This is a genomic window from Saprospiraceae bacterium, from assembly GCA_016715965.1.
GTDB lineage: Bacteria > Bacteroidota > Bacteroidia > Chitinophagales > Saprospiraceae > Vicinibacter.
The window spans coordinates 746,336-763,808 of record JADJXG010000001.1 but is presented as its reverse complement, the minus strand read 5'-3'; the positions used below and the strand labels follow the sequence as shown (position 1 = coordinate 763,808).

General features: G+C 42.7%; 8 protein-coding genes. 5 read left to right on the top strand and 3 right to left on the bottom strand.

Translation table 11 applies throughout. The annotated features are described in order from the left end of the window. The first annotated feature begins 22 nt into the window (after window positions 1-22). The 5 genes from IPM48_02825 to IPM48_02805 all read left to right on the top strand — a co-directional run bounded on the left by IPM48_02825 (window position 23) and on the right by IPM48_02805 (window position 14,106). Entirely contained in the window at window positions 23-3,346 is a 3,324-nt protein-coding gene (locus IPM48_02825) for a VCBS repeat-containing protein (protein MBK9270506.1), read from the top strand. A 7-nt stretch (window positions 3,347-3,353) separates the two neighbouring features. After that, window positions 3,354-5,552 (top strand): CRTAC1 family protein, encoded by a 2,199-nt coding sequence (locus IPM48_02820; protein ID MBK9270505.1) that lies wholly within the window; start codon window positions 3,354-3,356, stop codon window positions 5,550-5,552. Between the two features lie 406 nt (window positions 5,553-5,958). Continuing rightward, window positions 5,959-6,399 carry a hypothetical protein gene (locus IPM48_02815; GenBank protein ID MBK9270504.1) on the top strand — a complete coding sequence of 147 codons (441 nt, stop codon included), beginning with the start codon at window positions 5,959-5,961 and terminating at the stop codon, window positions 6,397-6,399. 42 nt (window positions 6,400-6,441) lie between these two features. After that, a complete protein-coding gene (locus IPM48_02810) occupies window positions 6,442-12,765 on the top strand; it encodes a T9SS type A sorting domain-containing protein (GenBank protein MBK9270503.1) in 6,324 nt (2,107 codons plus the stop codon). Between the two features lie 393 nt (window positions 12,766-13,158). Further along, window positions 13,159-14,106, top strand: a complete 948-nt coding sequence (locus IPM48_02805) for a hypothetical protein (GenBank protein ID MBK9270502.1) — start codon at window positions 13,159-13,161, stop codon at window positions 14,104-14,106. Between the two features lie 56 nt (window positions 14,107-14,162). Here IPM48_02805 and IPM48_02800 read toward each other — a convergent pair whose 3' ends face one another. The 3 genes from IPM48_02800 to IPM48_02790 are packed head-to-tail and all read right to left on the bottom strand — an operon-like array spanning window position 14,163 to window position 17,451. Further along, the gene (locus IPM48_02800; GenBank protein ID MBK9270501.1) at window positions 14,163-15,137 is read right to left on the bottom strand and encodes a deoxyhypusine synthase family protein; all 975 of its coding nucleotides are present in this window, start codon (window positions 15,135-15,137) and stop codon (window positions 14,163-14,165) included. After that, the gene (gene speB, locus IPM48_02795) at window positions 15,134-16,018 is read right to left on the bottom strand and encodes an agmatinase (protein ID MBK9270500.1); all 885 of its coding nucleotides are present in this window, start codon (window positions 16,016-16,018) and stop codon (window positions 15,134-15,136) included. The genes IPM48_02800 and speB overlap by 4 nt, the downstream gene beginning before the upstream one ends. Window positions 16,019-16,050: 32 nt before the next feature. Continuing rightward, complete coding sequence (locus IPM48_02790; GenBank protein ID MBK9270499.1) at window positions 16,051-17,451, bottom strand: arginine decarboxylase; 1,401 nt, start codon at window positions 17,449-17,451, stop codon at window positions 16,051-16,053. Window positions 17,452-17,473 lie beyond the last annotated feature (22 nt).

Sequence of the window (17,473 nt, the reverse complement as noted above, 5' to 3'; positions counted from 1 at the left end):
CATTAAATCATACTATTTAAACATGAGACTTGATATAGCTTATTATTTTGTATTAATTGGAAGTAGCTTGTTTATTCAATGTTCCGATCAGAAGGATTTGCCTAATCAGAATGAGAAATCTGCAAAACTATTTTCGCTATTAAAGCCTTCTGAAACAGGTGTGATTTTTAACAACAAAATTACCCAAACGAATCAGGAATACATTCTCAACTTTAATTATATTTTCAACGGAGGAGGTGTTGCCGTTGCTGATTTTAATCAGGATGGATTACAGGATTTATATTTTACCGGCAATCAGGTTCACGATAGAATTTATATTAACAAAGGTAATTTTCAGTTTGAGGACATCACCAGTTCTGCTGGAATATTGCCCTATAAAGGTTGGCATACAGGAGTGAGCATTGTTGACATCAACAATGATGGTTATCCGGATATTTATGTTTGCCAGGCTGCCTATACCGAAAAAGGGGGTAACAACAAGAATTTGTTATTTATCAACCAAAAGAATCTCAGCTTCAAGGAAGAAGCAGAAAAGTATGGGATAGCGGATCCAGGATATTCGATGACAGCTCTTTTTTTTGATATGGACAATGACAACGATCTGGATTTATTTGTTGCCAACAGACCAGACAGATGGTTGATCGGGATTCAGGATATCGTTAAATTTAAGAATCAGACCTATTCGGACGATTTGCGATTGGTGACCCACCAGTTGTATCGCAATGATGGCAATCAGAAATTTACCAACGTGACTGCATTTTCAGGAATATTTCCCTGTTATTCATACGGTCTTGCTGTGATGAATGCAGATGTCAACGGGGATGGATACGATGATATTTTTGTCAGCAATGATTTTATTGAAAACGATTACTTGTACATCAATCAAAAAGATGGTACATTCAAGGAGTCCGTTAAAGAGTATTTTCCACATGTTTCTTTTTACAGCATGGGTGCGGATTGGGGTGATATTGACAACGATGGACATGAAGAGCTGTTTGTTGCTGAAATGCGTCCTGCCGATTATAAAAGAAGCAAAACTTCGATGCCTGTTATGGATATTCCATTTATGGATAGTTTGGATTATTTTGGATTTCATCGACAATACATGCACAACACCTTGCAGTATAATTATGGCAATGGAGCGTTTGGTGACATATCACAAATGATTGGTGTGGACAAAACCGATTGGTCCTGGGCCGCCCTCATTTCTGATTTCGATTTGGATGGCCTTAAAGATATATTCGTAAGCAATGGTTTCAGAATGGATGTTTACGATCGGGATGGAGAAGAAAAAGTAAAGAACTTAACTAAAAGATCTGGTGGTGATGCGATTCGTCTCGACGGGCCCCAAAATCTTTATGAATTTTATCCAGCTGTAAAATTGGCCAATTTTGTTTTTCAAAATAAGGGCCATTTTAATTTTGATAAAAAAATGACTGAATGGGGAATCTCTGAACCCAGTTATTCCAATGGTGCTGCTGTTGCGGATTTGGATGGAGATGGTGATCTCGATTTGGTGATCAGTAATATAGATGAGGAGGCCTTCATCTATCGGAACAACCAAAACACCAATCGGAGTTTCCAGGTCCGATTGATCGGAAGCGCATCAAACCTCATGGGGATTGGTACGACTTGTCATGTTTATACAGATACAACAAAACAGACCGCAAGGCTTCGCGTATCTAGAGGATACTTGTCTAGCTCACAGTCTGATTTATTCTTTGGATTGGGAAAAAGAAACTCTGTGGATTCCGTCGAAGTGATATGGCAGGATGGCAAAAAAGCAGTTTATCACAAGCCAGCGATCGGTCAATTGTTTATTGCAAAATATTCAGATGCAATCTCAAGCCAAAGTAGGGTAACCACCAAAAGTCTTTTCACGGATCAAACCGATCAATTGATCAGCCCTCCTTTTATCCATCAAGAAAATTTATTCAATGATTATCAGAAGCAAATTCTGCTACCCCATAGATTGAGTAGATTGGGTCCATGTCTTGCCATAGCAGATATCAACAAGGACGGATTGGAAGATTTCTTTGTAGGTGCCGCACGCAACCAGAAGGCCCAGGTTTATTTTCAAAACGGGGAGGGTAAATTCTTCGTAAGCCAACAAAAATTTATTTGGCAGGACGCAAAATTTGAAGATGTAGGTTCTGCTTTTTTTGATGCTGATGGTGATGGAGATCTCGACTTATATGTGGTGTCCGGTGGAAATGATCTGGAAGAAGGTGCAAGCTATCAGGACAGATTGTATCTGAATGATGGCAGAGGCAATTTTGTAAAAGCAAACAAGCATTTACCAGCCATTGCTTCATCCGGATCAGATATTGCCATTTTCGATTTTGACGGAGATGGAGATTTGGATATTTTCAGGGGAGGACGAAGCAAGCCAAATCAATATCCATTTGCACCAAGGTCTTATTTGTTGAGAAATGATGGCAAGGCTCAATTTACCGACCTCAGTAAAGCATTGCCAAATTTAAATCCCGGAATGATCACAGCGGCTGTTTGTGCAGATATCGATAAAGATCAAAAACAAGAACTGATTCTGGTGGGCGAATGGATGCCTGTCACCATTTATAAATGGAAGAATGATAAGATGGAAGACATTTCTTCCCAATTCCCGGGATTGCAGAATACAGAAGGTTGGTGGCAATCGCTTTCTGCCTCTGATTTGGATCGGGACGGAAACATCGATTTGGTTGCCGGGAATATGGGCCAAAACTATAAGTTTCAACCGGACAAAGATCATCCATTGGAAGTTTTCTGCGACGATTTTGATCAGAACGGAACTTATGACATTTTGTTGGCCAAGCACAATGAAAACAAATTGGTGCCCGTCCGCGGAAGACAGTGTGCATCGGAACAGCTGCCCTTCATTAAAGAAAAATTCCCTACCTACCGGTTGTTCTCTGAAGCATCTCTGGATGATATATTGTCAGAGGGAAAATCATCCGGACTTCACTTGAATGCAAAAATATTTGGGTCGGTTATTTTTTTTAATACCGGAAGAGACTTCAAAATGGTTCATTTGCCACCACAAGCTCAAATGTCTGCAACGACCTCCCTATTGGCAATGGATTGGGATCAGGACGGATTGGAAGAAATTTTATTTGCTGGTAATTTTATGGATAGCGAAATTGAAACCACACGAGCGGATGCGGGAATTGGCGGTATGGTAAAATTAGATCCGGCACATCAATGTCATTATTATAATTTTCCACTGACCGAAAAGGGATTGAGAGGAAATATCAGAGACATCAAACTAATCAGATTAAAGCAGAACATTGGATTTTTGGTTTCCTCCAACAATGCCAAGGTTCAGTTATTTGTCCAAAAAATATAAAAGACCGATGAAACAAATTTTGTATCTGTTATGGATTACAATTTTAGGGTTTAATTCTTGTAAGAATACTGCGGATGTGGTGAAGTCAGGAAAGGCTGTCAATTCTCCAATGATTAAAACCCTGGATAGTTTGGTGCGATCCATTCAGCCAATGAGCTTTGCATTTGACAACAAGGCAAATGCAGAGTATATGCTTGAATATATAAAAACCAATCCCAATAATCCCAACATGGAGGCCGTTTTGGTTCGCGAACTTTTATACAGTGGACAAACCGAATTGGCCATTCAGATATTGGAAAATATCATCAACAAAGTCAAGTTGGATGATGATACAGAAAACTTTCTATTCAAATTATTGGCCATATCATACATCCGTTTGGGAGAACAGAAAAACTGTCAGGACAATCATGGTCCTGAATCATGCATTGTGCCCATCACAGGAAGTGGTATCCACCAGAACAGGACGGGTTCATCCAAGGGAATGCAATTGTTGCTTCAAATATTGAAAAAACATCCTGAAGATTTGGTCTCTGTGTGGTTATTGAATATTGCTGCGATGACTCTGGATAGTTTTCCTGAAGCGGTACCTTCAAAATTCAGAATCGATCCTGAACATTTTAAAGATCGCACCAATTTTCCAAAATTTGAAAACATATCCATGTACAATGGTACCGGAGTCAACCAAACCTCCGGCGGATCAGCGGTCGAAGATTTTGATGGTGACGGCTTATTGGATATTGTGACCAGTGGCTATAGCATTCGGGAATCATTGCGGTATTTGCACAACGATGGTAATGGACAATTTTCAGACTGGACAGAAAAATCAGGACTTAAGGGATTGATGGGTGGGTTGAATATTATCCAGGCCGATTATGACAACGATGGTAGAATGGACCTTCTTGTTCTCAGAGGTGCCTGGGTGAAGAATTATCGATTTCCACTTTCGCTGTTGCGCAATAGAGAAGATGGTGTGTTTGAAGACGTGACCCGCAAGACGGGTCTCTATAAATTGCGGTCCACACAGGCTGCAGTTTTTTCAGATTTCAACAATGATGGATTTTTGGATTTATTCATCGGCAACGAAGCAGTCAATGGAGATCTTCCATTGGAATTGTTTAAAAATGATGGAAAGGGTCATTTTCAGGATGTCACTGAAGGTTCAGGCTTAGAGAAAATGGCACTTTTTGTAAAAGGAGTCTCCTGTGGAGACGTCAACAACGATGGATTAACAGACTTGTATTTGTCGGTCATGGGAGGAAATAATCTCTTGTTCTTGAATGCCTCTTTTCCGACAAAGATCCGCTTCCAAACGATTCGCGATGAGCGAATCGCCTTACCAAAAGAAAGTTTTCCCACCTGGATGTTTGATTTTAACAACGATGGACAATTGGATATTTTTTGCGGCACCTTCGCTTTTTCAAGGGCAAATAAATATACAGAAGATATCGTATTGTATGCAAGAGGTCAAAAATTCATGACAGAAATATCCAGATTGTATCTCAATCAGGGTAATCTTCAATTTTTGGATGTTTCCGAATCATCGGGATTGAATCAACCTCTTTTCGTCATGGGATCCAACAAGGGAGATCTGGACAATGATGGCTTTGAAGACATGTACCTTGGTACCGGTGAGCCAAGTCTCGAGAGCTTAATTCCCAATAAAATGTTTCGGAATGTAAATGGTGAGAAATGGGAAGAGATTTCTTATTCAGGAGGATTTGCCCATTTACAAAAAGGGCATGCCATTTCTTTTGCAGATTTTGACCATGATGGTGATTTGGATATTTTTGCAGAGATGGGAGGCGCGTTTACCGGGGATTGTTTTTTTAGTTCCTTTTTTGAGAATCCTGGGTTTAGCAGAAAGTTTCTCAGCATCCGTCTGAGGGGAGATAAAACCAATTTTTATGGAGCCCACGCCAGGTTGACTGCTTATGTTTCCAATGAGACACGCTCCTGGAAAATACATCGACAAATGGATACGGGAGCTAGCTTTGGAACCAGTCCTTATCTGGTTCATTTTGGGCTTTCCGACGCGCAGAAGATTGACTCATTGGTCGTTTATTGGCCAGCCTCTGGTAAGAAAAGTTCCATTTCCGGATTGGATTTAAATGGTACTTATTTGATACATGAAAACAATTCTCAAGCCAGCCAAATAAGCCCAAAGAGTTTTGCCTGGGACAAATCAAAAATGGTTCATACGCACTGATTGCCGAAATCTGACCGGATTTTATAAGTCTCCATTAGATATAATTTTATTGTAATGTGAAAATTACTCATTTAATATTATAACCACATTGGGAAGAAGCTTTACCTTTGCCAAATGTATAGGTGGATAAGTACATCTATATTGAAATAAACCAAACTCAAAACTGAATTTCTCCTGACGAAGCAACCAGGTCAATTTAGTTTATCTTTATTTTTACCCAATTTATCAACTTAAATAGTTGTTAGTTAGGTCAATACGCATTTATATTAAATGTTATATTGACCTATTTTGGGCATTGAATTCCAGAAAGAGTTTTGGTTTATGAAAAGTTTTTGCAAACGTGCAAATGCTGTTTTATTGTATTCTTTTGTATATATTAAATCATTAAATACCAAAACTTTATCTCATGAAAAATGTAAACTTGACACTTTCCAGTCTATTTAAGAAAGGACTGGGATTTTGTGTTTTCATGTTTGCTGTAGTTTCTATCTCGACTACCGATTTGAATGCGCAAACGACTTACGGATTACCCAATTTGAAATCCGTTGCCCAAGCCACGCAGGACCTTCAGCTTGCTTTTGATGTGCTTTATCCGCAAGCCAAGCAAAATGGTCAAAACTCTCAGGAGTTTATTACTGCCCAACTTTACAAGCGACTGCTGGACGCATTGACCAACCGTCCTGATCCGAACATGGACACGTATTCTGTTTTGATCAGCAACATTGATGTAAATCACTATGGATCGATGGTGGTGCGCAATGGCAATGCAGTGAATCTGGATGCTACCATCCATAACGTGCTCAGGACTCCTGAATACCAATCACTGGTCAATGTGGTCAAACTCTAACACGAACTGACATTAATCTTAATTAATTTAATCCAAATTCTTATGAATCAAAAATTTACTTTCAGGTTGCTGGGCTTTATGCTGGCAATTCTGGTTTCAAATGCATCTTACAGTCAATACATCAGTTTGCCCTGTGCCAATGCATTTGAAGATATTCAAACCTCCGGAACTTTTGTTCCCAATTCAACTTTTGATGATAATGTAACCACCATTGCTCTTCCCGCTGGTTTTAATTTTTCTTTTTACGGTGTCCCTCAGACCAGCGCAAATATTTCTACCAATGGTAATATGACTTTCAATCCTACCACCGGTCCGGGTGCTGCTTTTACCAATACTGCTCTGGCAGTGGGTATGAACGGAATTTTCCCTTATTGGGATGACCTGAACGGTGCTCCGGGAATATTTACTGAAATGAGAGGTGTTGCGCCAAACAGGCGTTTCATCATTTATTGGAACAAGCCTTTCTTTGGGGGCAGTGATCCAATTGTCTTTGAGGTGGTATTGTTTGAAACCAATAACGCGATCGAATTCAGATACGCGGACCTTAATGGATTGACGGGCAACGGCGCCACCATAGGTATTGCTGGCCCTACCGGTACTTCATTATTGCAGTTGGGCTTTAACATGGCAGGAGTTGTATCTGCCGGACAATGCATTCGCTTTGAATTACCAGTTGCTTGCACGATTATTCCCCCTGCAAATGTTACCTTAAACAACACTCCTGGTCTTTGTGGTGCGATTCACAATTTTGCATTTACAGGTACTTGTAATCCAATTACTGTGACTCCACCATCGGGTTCATTATTCCCGGTTGGTGTTACCAGAGTTACTGGTGTAAATGGATTCGTGTCCGCTTCTTTTAATGTTACTGTATTAGATATAGAACCACCCACTTTTGTACCAGCCTGTCCAAAAGGAGGATTGGTAACCCTCAATGCAGGTCCCGGAATTTGTGAAGTTTCCTGGGATGCCCCTCCATTTATGGCCATTGACAATTGTCCTGTGATGGGTGGTATGTTTGGACCACGTAGCATCACGACCGTATGTTTGCCTCCGGCTTCCTATTGGTCCATCACAGGTGGTGCCAACAGCTGGGGTGTGATGTTTGACCTGGTCAACACTTCTGGTATGCCTTTGAATCTTCAATTGTTGGGAGAGCGTGCATTTGCCAATGTTCCTCACAGAATTTGGTATCGTACTGCTCCCGGCCCTCACGCACCGGTTCAAGGTACACCTGCTGCATGGACTTTGTGCGCTACCCGCACACCACAGTTTGGTGCTCAGTTTACCACGATTATCGATAGTTTTGATCTGATCACTGGAGTTGTTTATGACACCACCAATTTGTGCGTGGCTCCATTCTTTAGAGTGGATTCTTTCAAAGCCGGTTGTGTTACATTAATGCCTGGTGAGACCCGCGGTATCTATATTCACGCGCCCGGTACTCCGGGAACCAACGCTTCTTTGTTTAACGGCTGCCAACCCGCTCAAATGGGTAATGCCCAGATCACCACTCCTTTGAATGGGGCCACTTATACAGGGGGTGAGTTTGCTGCTCCATTTATCAACAGCTCTTTTGGATTTGGAGGTTCTAACTGGATTGGTGTAATCGGTTATGCATTCGGTGGTGGATCCAACATGGTTCCAGTTTCACAGGATTGTGGAGCTCCTTACGGACCGGGTTGTTTCTTCCCGATCGGATGTACTCAGCTTTGTTATAGTGCAGAAGACGATGGAGGAAACAGAATTGAATGTATATTTGATGTATGCGTCAATGAATATTCTAACCCAACCCGTGCCTTGGCATGCAATGATTTGGTACAGATCAGTCTGGACGACAGCTGCTGGGCCACCATCAATCCGGACATGGTCTTGGAAGGAGGTCCTTATGGATGTTATGACAATTACAACGTGGTCGTCAGAGACTGGATTACCAAAGCCATTGTGGACAGAAGACCAACCATTGCAGGATCTCAGGTAGGTCGTCAGGACATTGGAAGACAACTTCAGGTGACTGTGACCGATCCGCGTACCGGAAATACCTGTTGGGGAATGTTGACAGTAGAAGATAAACTTCCACCGATACTGACCTGTCCGCCAAACGATACGATACCATGTGATGTCGAACCAACACCAGCCAATACGGGCATACCTTCCGTGTATGAGAATTGCGGTGGAGTAAGCTTGAGCTACAGAGACGTAACCACCAAAGGAAGTTGCGCAGTAGGATATGCTTATTCAATCAGACGTACCTGGACCGCAGAAGATTCTTATGGCAACAGATCTGTATGCGTACAAAATATTTTGGTATCCCTTGGAGATTTGTTGGCAGTGACAACACCTCCGAATTGGGACAACATCGATCAGCCAATGCTGAATTGCGATGAGAAAATAGACAGAAACAAGAACATCGTACCTCACATGCTGGACAATCCGGTATGTTTGGATGGTTACATATTGGACAGCGCATACTGGTTGGCCAGACCGCAACAACTCGATATCTATCCAAACAGAAGAATTCCAAGAGTATTGGGATGGAACTGTATCGATGATGTAAACAGCAAATACTTCGGCCATCCAAATCCGGATCCGGTGTATTATCCACAACACCGTTTGTGGCAGCCAAACAACCCATTGTGCTGGGGTCCTGATACACATATTATGTGGATAGGAACAGGCCGTCCGGGCGGCACGAACTGCCATAACCTGTCAGTGACGTATGAAGACATCGTATTTGATCTGAGAACAAGTCCAACTTGTGATGCAGGTCCTGTAGGATGTTACAAATTGTTGAGAAAATGGACCGTGATGGACTGGTGTACGAGCTTAGTTGGCGGACACAGCCAGGTGATCAAAGTAGCGGATGCAGAAGGTCCGCAGGTACTGTATCCTGATTCAGCCAGAGTAAATATGGAGAGCTACAGCTGCTTCGGCCGTTGGGAAGTTCCACCAGCCTGGTTGATCGACAACTGTTCAAATGAAATACACTACACCGTTGAAGTTGAAAGAGGAACCATCCTTGGCAACGAGACAAGCGGATACGTAGTTATTGGCATGCCGGAAGGAATTCAGAGTGCATGGATCGTGGCAGAAGACTGCTGTGGCAACATCACCAGAAAGCATGTAGTCATCAACGTAGTAGACCGCGTACCACCACAGCCGATATGCCGCACAGCCACTACAGTGAGCTTGAATGGCAATCAGAGCCCTGGCGAAAACGTGATCAGAATATGCGCACAGGATCTGGATGAAGGATCCTATGACAACTGTCAGCCACATGTATTCTTCAAGATGATCAGAATGGCAGAGTTGTTGGGCACGAACAACGGTTCGAACTCTAACAACACAGTTGCCTGCAACGGAATCAACGGAGACGACAACCTGACATTGACCGGAAACCAGGTGTACTTTGACGACTGCAGCTATTTCTGCTGTGCGGATGTAGGTACCCGTGTGATGGTAGTGTTGAGGGTATTTGACGTTGACCCGGGTCCAGGTCCAGTAACTCCAGTGAGAATGACAAGTACTGCCCAACCATTGCACGGCCGCTTCAGCGACTGTATGGTAGAGGTAGAAGTACAGAACAAAGCAGTACCGACGGTAGTAGCACCACCAAACATCGTGGTAAGCTGCTGGTTCTGGTTTGATATTGCAAAATTGACAGATCCAAATGATGCTACCTTTGGTAGAGTAGTGACTGATCTGACCGATCGCAAGAAAGTAGTGACCCAGGATTTGGTGTGCTACAAATACTGCGAAAGAAATGACTATACCGGATATCCAGGTTTTGTACCGAGCAATCAGGTACCAAAACCAGCACCAAATCAGGCATGCGAGTACTACTGGCAGTATTTCGATACAGCACATTGGGACAACAAGTATGAATTGACCTGGGGCTTTGACGGATACGTATTGAGTTCCTGTGGAGCGAATCCAAACATCACAGTCAATGACTTGAGAGAATGCGGTCAGGGAATCATTCAGAGAATCGTGAGTGCAACCGGACCAAACAACATCAACGTAACAGCCATCCAGACGATCTGGGTAGTAGACTGCGATCCATTCTACATTGATGATCTGACTTGCAACGATCCACGCTTTAGCGATGTGATCTGGCCAAACGGCGTATGTACGCAGACACCAGTGACCATCAACGGATGTGGAGCAGACCTGAGTCCGGACAATCCACAATTGGGCCGTCCACAAGTGATCAACAATGCCGATGACAATTGCGCATTGATCTCCATCGAGTACGATGACGATGTATTTACCATAGAGCCGGATGCATGTATGAAAGTATTGCGTACCTGGACCATCATCGACTGGTGTCAGTACGATCCATTCATCAGCACAGAATTCGGAAGATGGGAGAGATTGCAAGTGATCAAAGTAAGAGATCAGGACAAGCCAGTGGTAACCTGCAATGTAGGCCCATGTGAGCCAGCGAGCATCCACCCGACCTTAGGCGTATGTGTGGGTCACATCAGCCTTACCGCAGATGCCACCGACAACTGTACACCAGAAGACTGGTTGTTCTGGGAATACAAAATCGATGCATACAATGACAGAGTAGGAGTACATGCAGGATGGGATTTCCGCGTAGGAACACTTACAGAAAGACAGTTCAATGCAGGAGATACCGTGGAGTATAGCCACAACCCATTTGCAGACAATCCACGCAATCCGTTTGATGCGAGTGGCACCTATCCAATCGGTATCCACAGAATCAACTGGTTTGTAGAAGATGGCTGCGGCAATGTAGGAACCTGCGAGACATTGTTTGAAATCAAAGATTGCAAAGCACCGACACCATACTGTTTGACAGGAATCATCACCGTACCGATGCCGGCCAGCGGCTGCATCGATATCTGGGCGAAAGACCTTGATCACGGAAGCTTTGACAACTGTACAGCACAGGAAGACCTGTTGTTCTACTTCAATGGAGATGTAAACGCGACATCCATCACCGTATGCTGCGATGACTTTGTGAATGCAGGAGCGAATGATGAATTGAGAATCGAAGTTGAGATGTGGGTAGAAGACGAGGAAGGTAACCGTGACTACTGCAAGACGGTAGTAATCGTACAAGACAATCAGGACATATGTCCAAACACCGGATCAGTAGGAAGAATTACCGGAGAGCTTAAGACAGCAGGCGGTGAGGAAGCCAACCCAGTGGACATGAGCTTGTACAACAACGGCAACATGATGAAGCAGACCGTAGGAAGCCCATACGCATTCAGAGAATTGGATCTGAGCAAAACGTATATGGTAAGCCCTGTAAGAAATGACGACCATGCCAATGGAATCACTACACAGGATATCATAGCGATTCAGAAACATATCTTGGGTCAGCAGACGATAAACAGCCCATACAAATTGATCGCAGCGGACGTAAATGCAAGCAAGAGCATCACAACAGCGGATATCTCTGAATTGCGCAAATTGATCCTTGGCAATATCAATGAGTTCAGCAAAGTACAGTCCTGGACATTTGTACCTGGCACGCATGTATTCAACAACCCGCTGACACCATACGATGCGCCAAGGGTAGCAAATGTGAGCTTCACACAGACAACATCACCAGAAGAAGTGGCAGCACCATTTGTAGCCATTAAGATGGGAGATGTGACAGGAGATGCCAGAGCAAGCAATGCGAGCGCAGTGAGCAGCCGTACCAACGGAGTGTTGAACATCGAAGTGGACGAAAAGAGTCTTGTAGCAGGAGAAAGCTACAGAATAGGCTTCAAATCAAGCGACTTCAATCAGATCGCAGGATACCAGTTCACCTTGAAGTATGACAGAAATGCACTTGTATTCGAAGGAATCGAGGCTGGAGCATTGAATGTAACAGAGGCAAACTTTGGAACGATGAGAGTAAATGAAGGCATCATCACCACCAGCTGGAACTCCAACAAAGGAGAGACCGTTGGAAAAGATGGAGAATTGTTTACCCTTGTATTCAAAGCAGTGAGAAGTGCACAGGTGAGCAGCTTGTTTGCGATCACCAGCGATGTGACCAAAGCAGCAGCCTACGATGCAATGGATCAGAGCAAGGAAGTGAGAATGGGCGTACGTACAACGAAGGGAGTTGTTGAAAGCGGCATCTTCGAATTGTATCAGAACGAGCCAAACCCATTCTCAAAAGAGACTGTCGTAAGCTACCGCTTACCGGAAGCAGGCGCAGTGACTCTGAGCGTATATGATGTAACCGGTAAGGTAGTCAGAGTGTACAACCTGAAAGGCCAGAAAGGTCTGAACAGCTACCAGATCAGCAAAGGCGATCTGAATGCAACAGGCGTATTGTACTACCAGTTGGATGCAGCCAACCACACAGCAACGAAAAGAATGGTGATCATCGAGTAATCGAAAGGACACCGGGAATTAAAACAAGAAACGATCAGTAAGCAAGGCGCTCCTCTCAGAAATGGGAGGAGCATTCTTGCGGATGAGATAAATCGGTTTTTGGGATGGCCTCTCTTGAAAAAGCAGCAATGCAGATCAGGAGGGGCTTTTTTTATGCCTTTTGGTCTTAACCTCCAAATGAGAATTTTCTGTAGTACTTGGATCTGGTGATCAGTTGGCTTTTTTGGAAATCATTGTCATGATTTTAATCCAAAAATGTCATTTTAATTTTTAAAAATAAAATCCCATCATCAGTTCATTTCAAAACCTGTATTTCAATTATCTTTAAGAGCTTAAATCGAAGAAGGTCAGTTTGAAAATAATTCAATGAATGATACTCCCTAAGATGCCAATATGATGAAATCCAACAATCCTCCTCCTCCCTTTGCCTGGGATGCATGGTATTCTTCCATTGGTGGCAGACAAATTCACATCGATGAAGTGGATCAAATTTTGAAAGAAATCCGGGAATTACAATATCCCAGATTTACAGGTCCGGTGCAAACTCCCAATCTAACAGTGAACGATCCCATTGAACTTTCTGAATTGGTCAAATCCAAAGCATTTGCGCTGGGAGCAGATGAAGTGGGAATTGCAGAGATAGAGCCTTCAGACATTTATCAGGGACGAACCATTTCAGAAAAATTTGCTGTGGTGGTAGGACAAAGAATGTTGTGGAGAGCATTTCAACAAAGCCCTTCGACTGAATCTGCGATAGAATGTCTTCGGGTTTATTTTACATTGGGCGAAGTGGTCATCCAACTTGCTGATTTTATCCGCAGTTTGGGATATCCGGCTGCCGTAGAGCATCCGATAGGTGACAGTGATGTATTGCACATTCCACTTGCGCTCAAAGCCGGTTTTGGTGAATTGGGCCGACACGGCTCCATCATTCATCCCAAGATGGGTCCATTATTTCGATTGGGCAGTGTAATCACTGATATGCCGCTTGTTAAAGATCATCCCATCGATGCAGGAATAGCTGCATTTTGCGATGTCTGCAAAGCCTGCAGGATTTATTGCCCTGCCAAAGCCATACCCGATCACAGATCGCCTGAAGCCGGAAAGGATCATCTTGGAAATGATCGTTACATGGTGGATACGGGACGCTGCTTTCCCTATTTTGCCAAGCACAAATACTGCTCCATTTGTTTGCCGGTTTGTGTGTATCATCACAAGGAGTGGGCAAGGGATTTTGAAGGATTCAAAACCAAATTATTTCCGGAAATTGCAATGGAACCAGCTCCCGAACCGGTTGATCCGGAAATTCCAAAACATTGGTATCCTTTGTTAAACCGTTAAGATTTTTCCAATCTGATTATTGCGGGAATGTGATAAAAAAATGGCCAGACTGCTTGTTACCAACCCAAAATCCAGGCGAAAATAAGTGGAGCAACAATCGTTGCATCACTTTCTATGACGTATTTTGGAGTGTGAATGTCTAGTTTTCCCCAGGTAATCTTTTCGTTGGGAACTGCACCGGAATATGAGCCGTAGGATGTTGTAGAATCAGAGATCTGACAGAAGTACGACCAAAATGGAACGTCGTGCCACTCCAAATCCTGGTACATCATGGGTACCACACAGATGGGAAAATCACCCGCAATTCCACCTCCGATTTGAAAAAATCCAACCCCTTTACCGGATGAATTTTTGCGGTACCAATCTGCCAACCAAACCATGTATTCGATTCCTGATTTCATGGTGGAAGCCTTGATATCCGATTTGATCACATAAGATGCAAAAATATTTCCCATGGTAGAATCTTCCCAACCCGGACAAACGATGGGAATATTTTTTTGTGCGGCTGCCAGCATCCATGAATTTTTCGGATCGATTTCATAATACTGTTCCAGCACACCGCTCAGCAACATTTGATACATGTATTCGTGCGGAAAAAATCGCTGACCAGTCTGATCTGCCTTTTTCCAGAGTTCGTAAATGTGTTTTTGCAATCTTCTGAATGCTTCTTCTTCAGGAATGCAGGTATCAGTAACGCGGTTCAATCCTTTCTCCAGCAAATTCCATTCATCCTGTGGAGTGAGATCGCGGTAATTGGGGATTCTTTTGTAATGGCTGTGAGCGACCAAATTCATCAGATCTTCTTCCAGATTGGCACCGGTACAGGAGATAATGTCCACTTTGTCATTTCTGATCATTTCTGCCAGAGAAACCCCCAATTCTGCAGTACTCATGGCTCCTGCGAGCGTAACCATCATTTTTCCACCTTCTGCAAGATGCGTTTCATATCCTTTGGCCGCATCAACCAGCGCTGCTGCGTTAAAATGTCTGTAATGATGCGCGATGAATTGTGATATGGGTCCTCTGTTCATTTATTTTTTTTCTTTTTGTCAAAATAATAAGCCAGCATTTTATAATACAACTTGGCTGTCAGAAAATCAGGTGCCGGATTGTGCGGATTAGGGGCAAGTTCGACGATGTCAAATCCAACAATTTTTTTTCTGGAAAAAACCATGCGAAGATATTGCAGCGTTTGATACCATTGCATACCGCCTGGCTCGGGAGTTCCTGTGCTTGGCATTAGGGAAGAATCAAATGCATCCAGGTCAAACGTGACATAAACATGATCTGTCATTTTTTGAATGGATTCTTCCATCCAATAATCGTTGTCCATGATGTTGTGTGCAAAATAGACTTTCGACGCTTCCATGTATTTTTTTTCTACGATATCCATGCTTCGGATCCCAACTTGCAAGAGATTACAATCCCTCTGTGCCTCTGCTACTGCGCAAGCATGGTTGTATTTGCTTCCGTGGTATTCCTGCCTAAGATCGGCGTGTGCATCAATTTGTAATACGGTAAGATCCGGATATTTTTCTTTGAAAGCGCGCATGATGCCAATGCTGATGGAATGTTCACCGCCAAAAAAAGTGAGCAATTTTTCGGTCTTTAAAAGTTCTTTGGTTTTTTTGTACACTTTTTTGCACATATCCTCAGGACTGTCTTTTTTGACCTCCATTTCTTTTTCCAAATAAACACCATGGCGATAGGGTTCAGAATTGGTTTCAATATCATACAATTCCATGTTTTCTGAGGCGTACAAAAAAGCTTTGTACCCTTCATCCGCCCCTTTTCCCCAAGTGCTGGTCCCATCGTAAGGTATAGAGGTCAGAATGACTTCCGCTTTGTTTTTTTTGCCAAGTTCCTCCGGAATTCCGGCGTAGGTTTTTGTGCTCAGTTTATATTTAGCCATCGTGTAAAATATTCGTTGATCAAGGGAGTACTTTATTTATAACCGAGAATTTTAAGCATTTGTTTTGCGGTTTGTTCTTCACTATACACTGTATCAACAATATTGCCATTCACGTCGCGATCGACCAGAATGTGTTTTGGGGAAGGGATCAGGCAATGTTTGATTCCACCATAGCCCGATAGGGCATCCTGATAAGCTCCGGTATGGAAGAAACCCAGGTAAAGGGGTTCCTTGTCATCTCGGTCAAAGGCAGGCATAAACAATTGTTGATTCTGCGCTTCAGTATTGTAATAATCGGAGTTGTCGCAACTTAAACCACCTATATTCACCCGCCGATATTCGTTGTGCCATTTGTTGATGGGAAGTAAAATAAAGCGCTCTGAAATACCCCAGCTATCCGGTAAGGTATTCATCAGGGAATTGTCAACCATGTACCAAATTTCAGAATCGTTTTGTTGTTTTTGTTCGAGAACGGAAAAAATGGTGGCGCCGCTTTCTCCAACGGTATATTTTCCAAATTCGGTATAAATATCTGGTTCGTCAATTTCCTCTTCTTCGCAAGCTTCCTTGAGCATCGACACAATTTGATGGATCATGTATTTGTAATCGTAATCAGAGCCCAGAGAATTTCTAATGGGAAGCCCACCTCCAATGTTGATGGCTTGAAGGGTAGGAAATAGTTTTTTTAATTCGATGTATGTTTTGATTCCTTTTTTTAATTCACCCCAGTAATAGGTCGTATCCTTGATTCCGGTATCTACAAAAAAATGAAGCATGTGAAGCGAGAATTTTGAATGGTTGGTAAAATTCTCTTTGCAAAACTGGACCAACTCTGATGAACGAATGCCCAATCTTGAGGTATAGAATTCAAACATGGGCTCTTCTTCTGTTGCCATCCTGACGCCCATCTTGCAAGGATTTTTCATCAATTGATCGTAGGCATTCAGTTCATACTTATTGTCTAAAACGGGAATCACATTTTCAAAGCCGTCGTTGACCAGTTGAGAAATATTTTCAAGGTATTGTTTGGTCTTAAATCCATTGTTGACAATAATTTTGCTATGGTCAATTTTTCCTTGTTTGTAAAGATTTAAAATCAACTCAATGTCAAAGGCAGAGGAGGTTTCAATTTGAACATCGTGCTGTAGCACCTCTTCAAGTACATAAGAGAAGTGACAGCATTTGGTACAGTAACAATAAAAATAGCGGCCTCCGTAGTTGGTGGATTTGATGGACCGGTTAAAAAAGTTTTTGGCTTTTTTAATCTGATCACCAATTTTGGGAAGGTAGGTCATTTTAAATGGGGTGCCATATTTTTCAATCAGCATCATTAAAGGGATGCCGTTAAAAATGAGCTGGTCTTTTTCCAAATCGAAACCTTCTTGCGGAAAATAATAAGATTGGTCGATGAGGTCAAAATACTTGTTGTGAATCATTTTGAATAAAAGGATCTAA

What these genes read in the sequence shown, in the direction of transcription:
- IPM48_02800 (MBK9270501.1), bottom strand. Translation starts at nt 15,137, where the DNA reads ATGAACAGAGGACCCATATCACAATTCATCGCGCATCATTACAGACAT.
- IPM48_02815 (MBK9270504.1), top strand. Translation starts at nt 5,959, where the DNA reads ATGAAAAATGTAAACTTGACACTTTCCAGTCTATTTAAGAAAGGACTG.
- IPM48_02805 (MBK9270502.1), top strand. Translation starts at nt 13,159, where the DNA reads ATGATGAAATCCAACAATCCTCCTCCTCCCTTTGCCTGGGATGCATGG.
- speB (MBK9270500.1), bottom strand. Translation starts at nt 16,018, where the DNA reads ATGGCTAAATATAAACTGAGCACAAAAACCTACGCCGGAATTCCGGAG.
- IPM48_02810 (MBK9270503.1), top strand. Translation starts at nt 6,442, where the DNA reads ATGAATCAAAAATTTACTTTCAGGTTGCTGGGCTTTATGCTGGCAATT.
- IPM48_02820 (MBK9270505.1), top strand. Translation starts at nt 3,354, where the DNA reads ATGAAACAAATTTTGTATCTGTTATGGATTACAATTTTAGGGTTTAAT.
- IPM48_02825 (MBK9270506.1), top strand. Translation starts at nt 23, where the DNA reads ATGAGACTTGATATAGCTTATTATTTTGTATTAATTGGAAGTAGCTTG.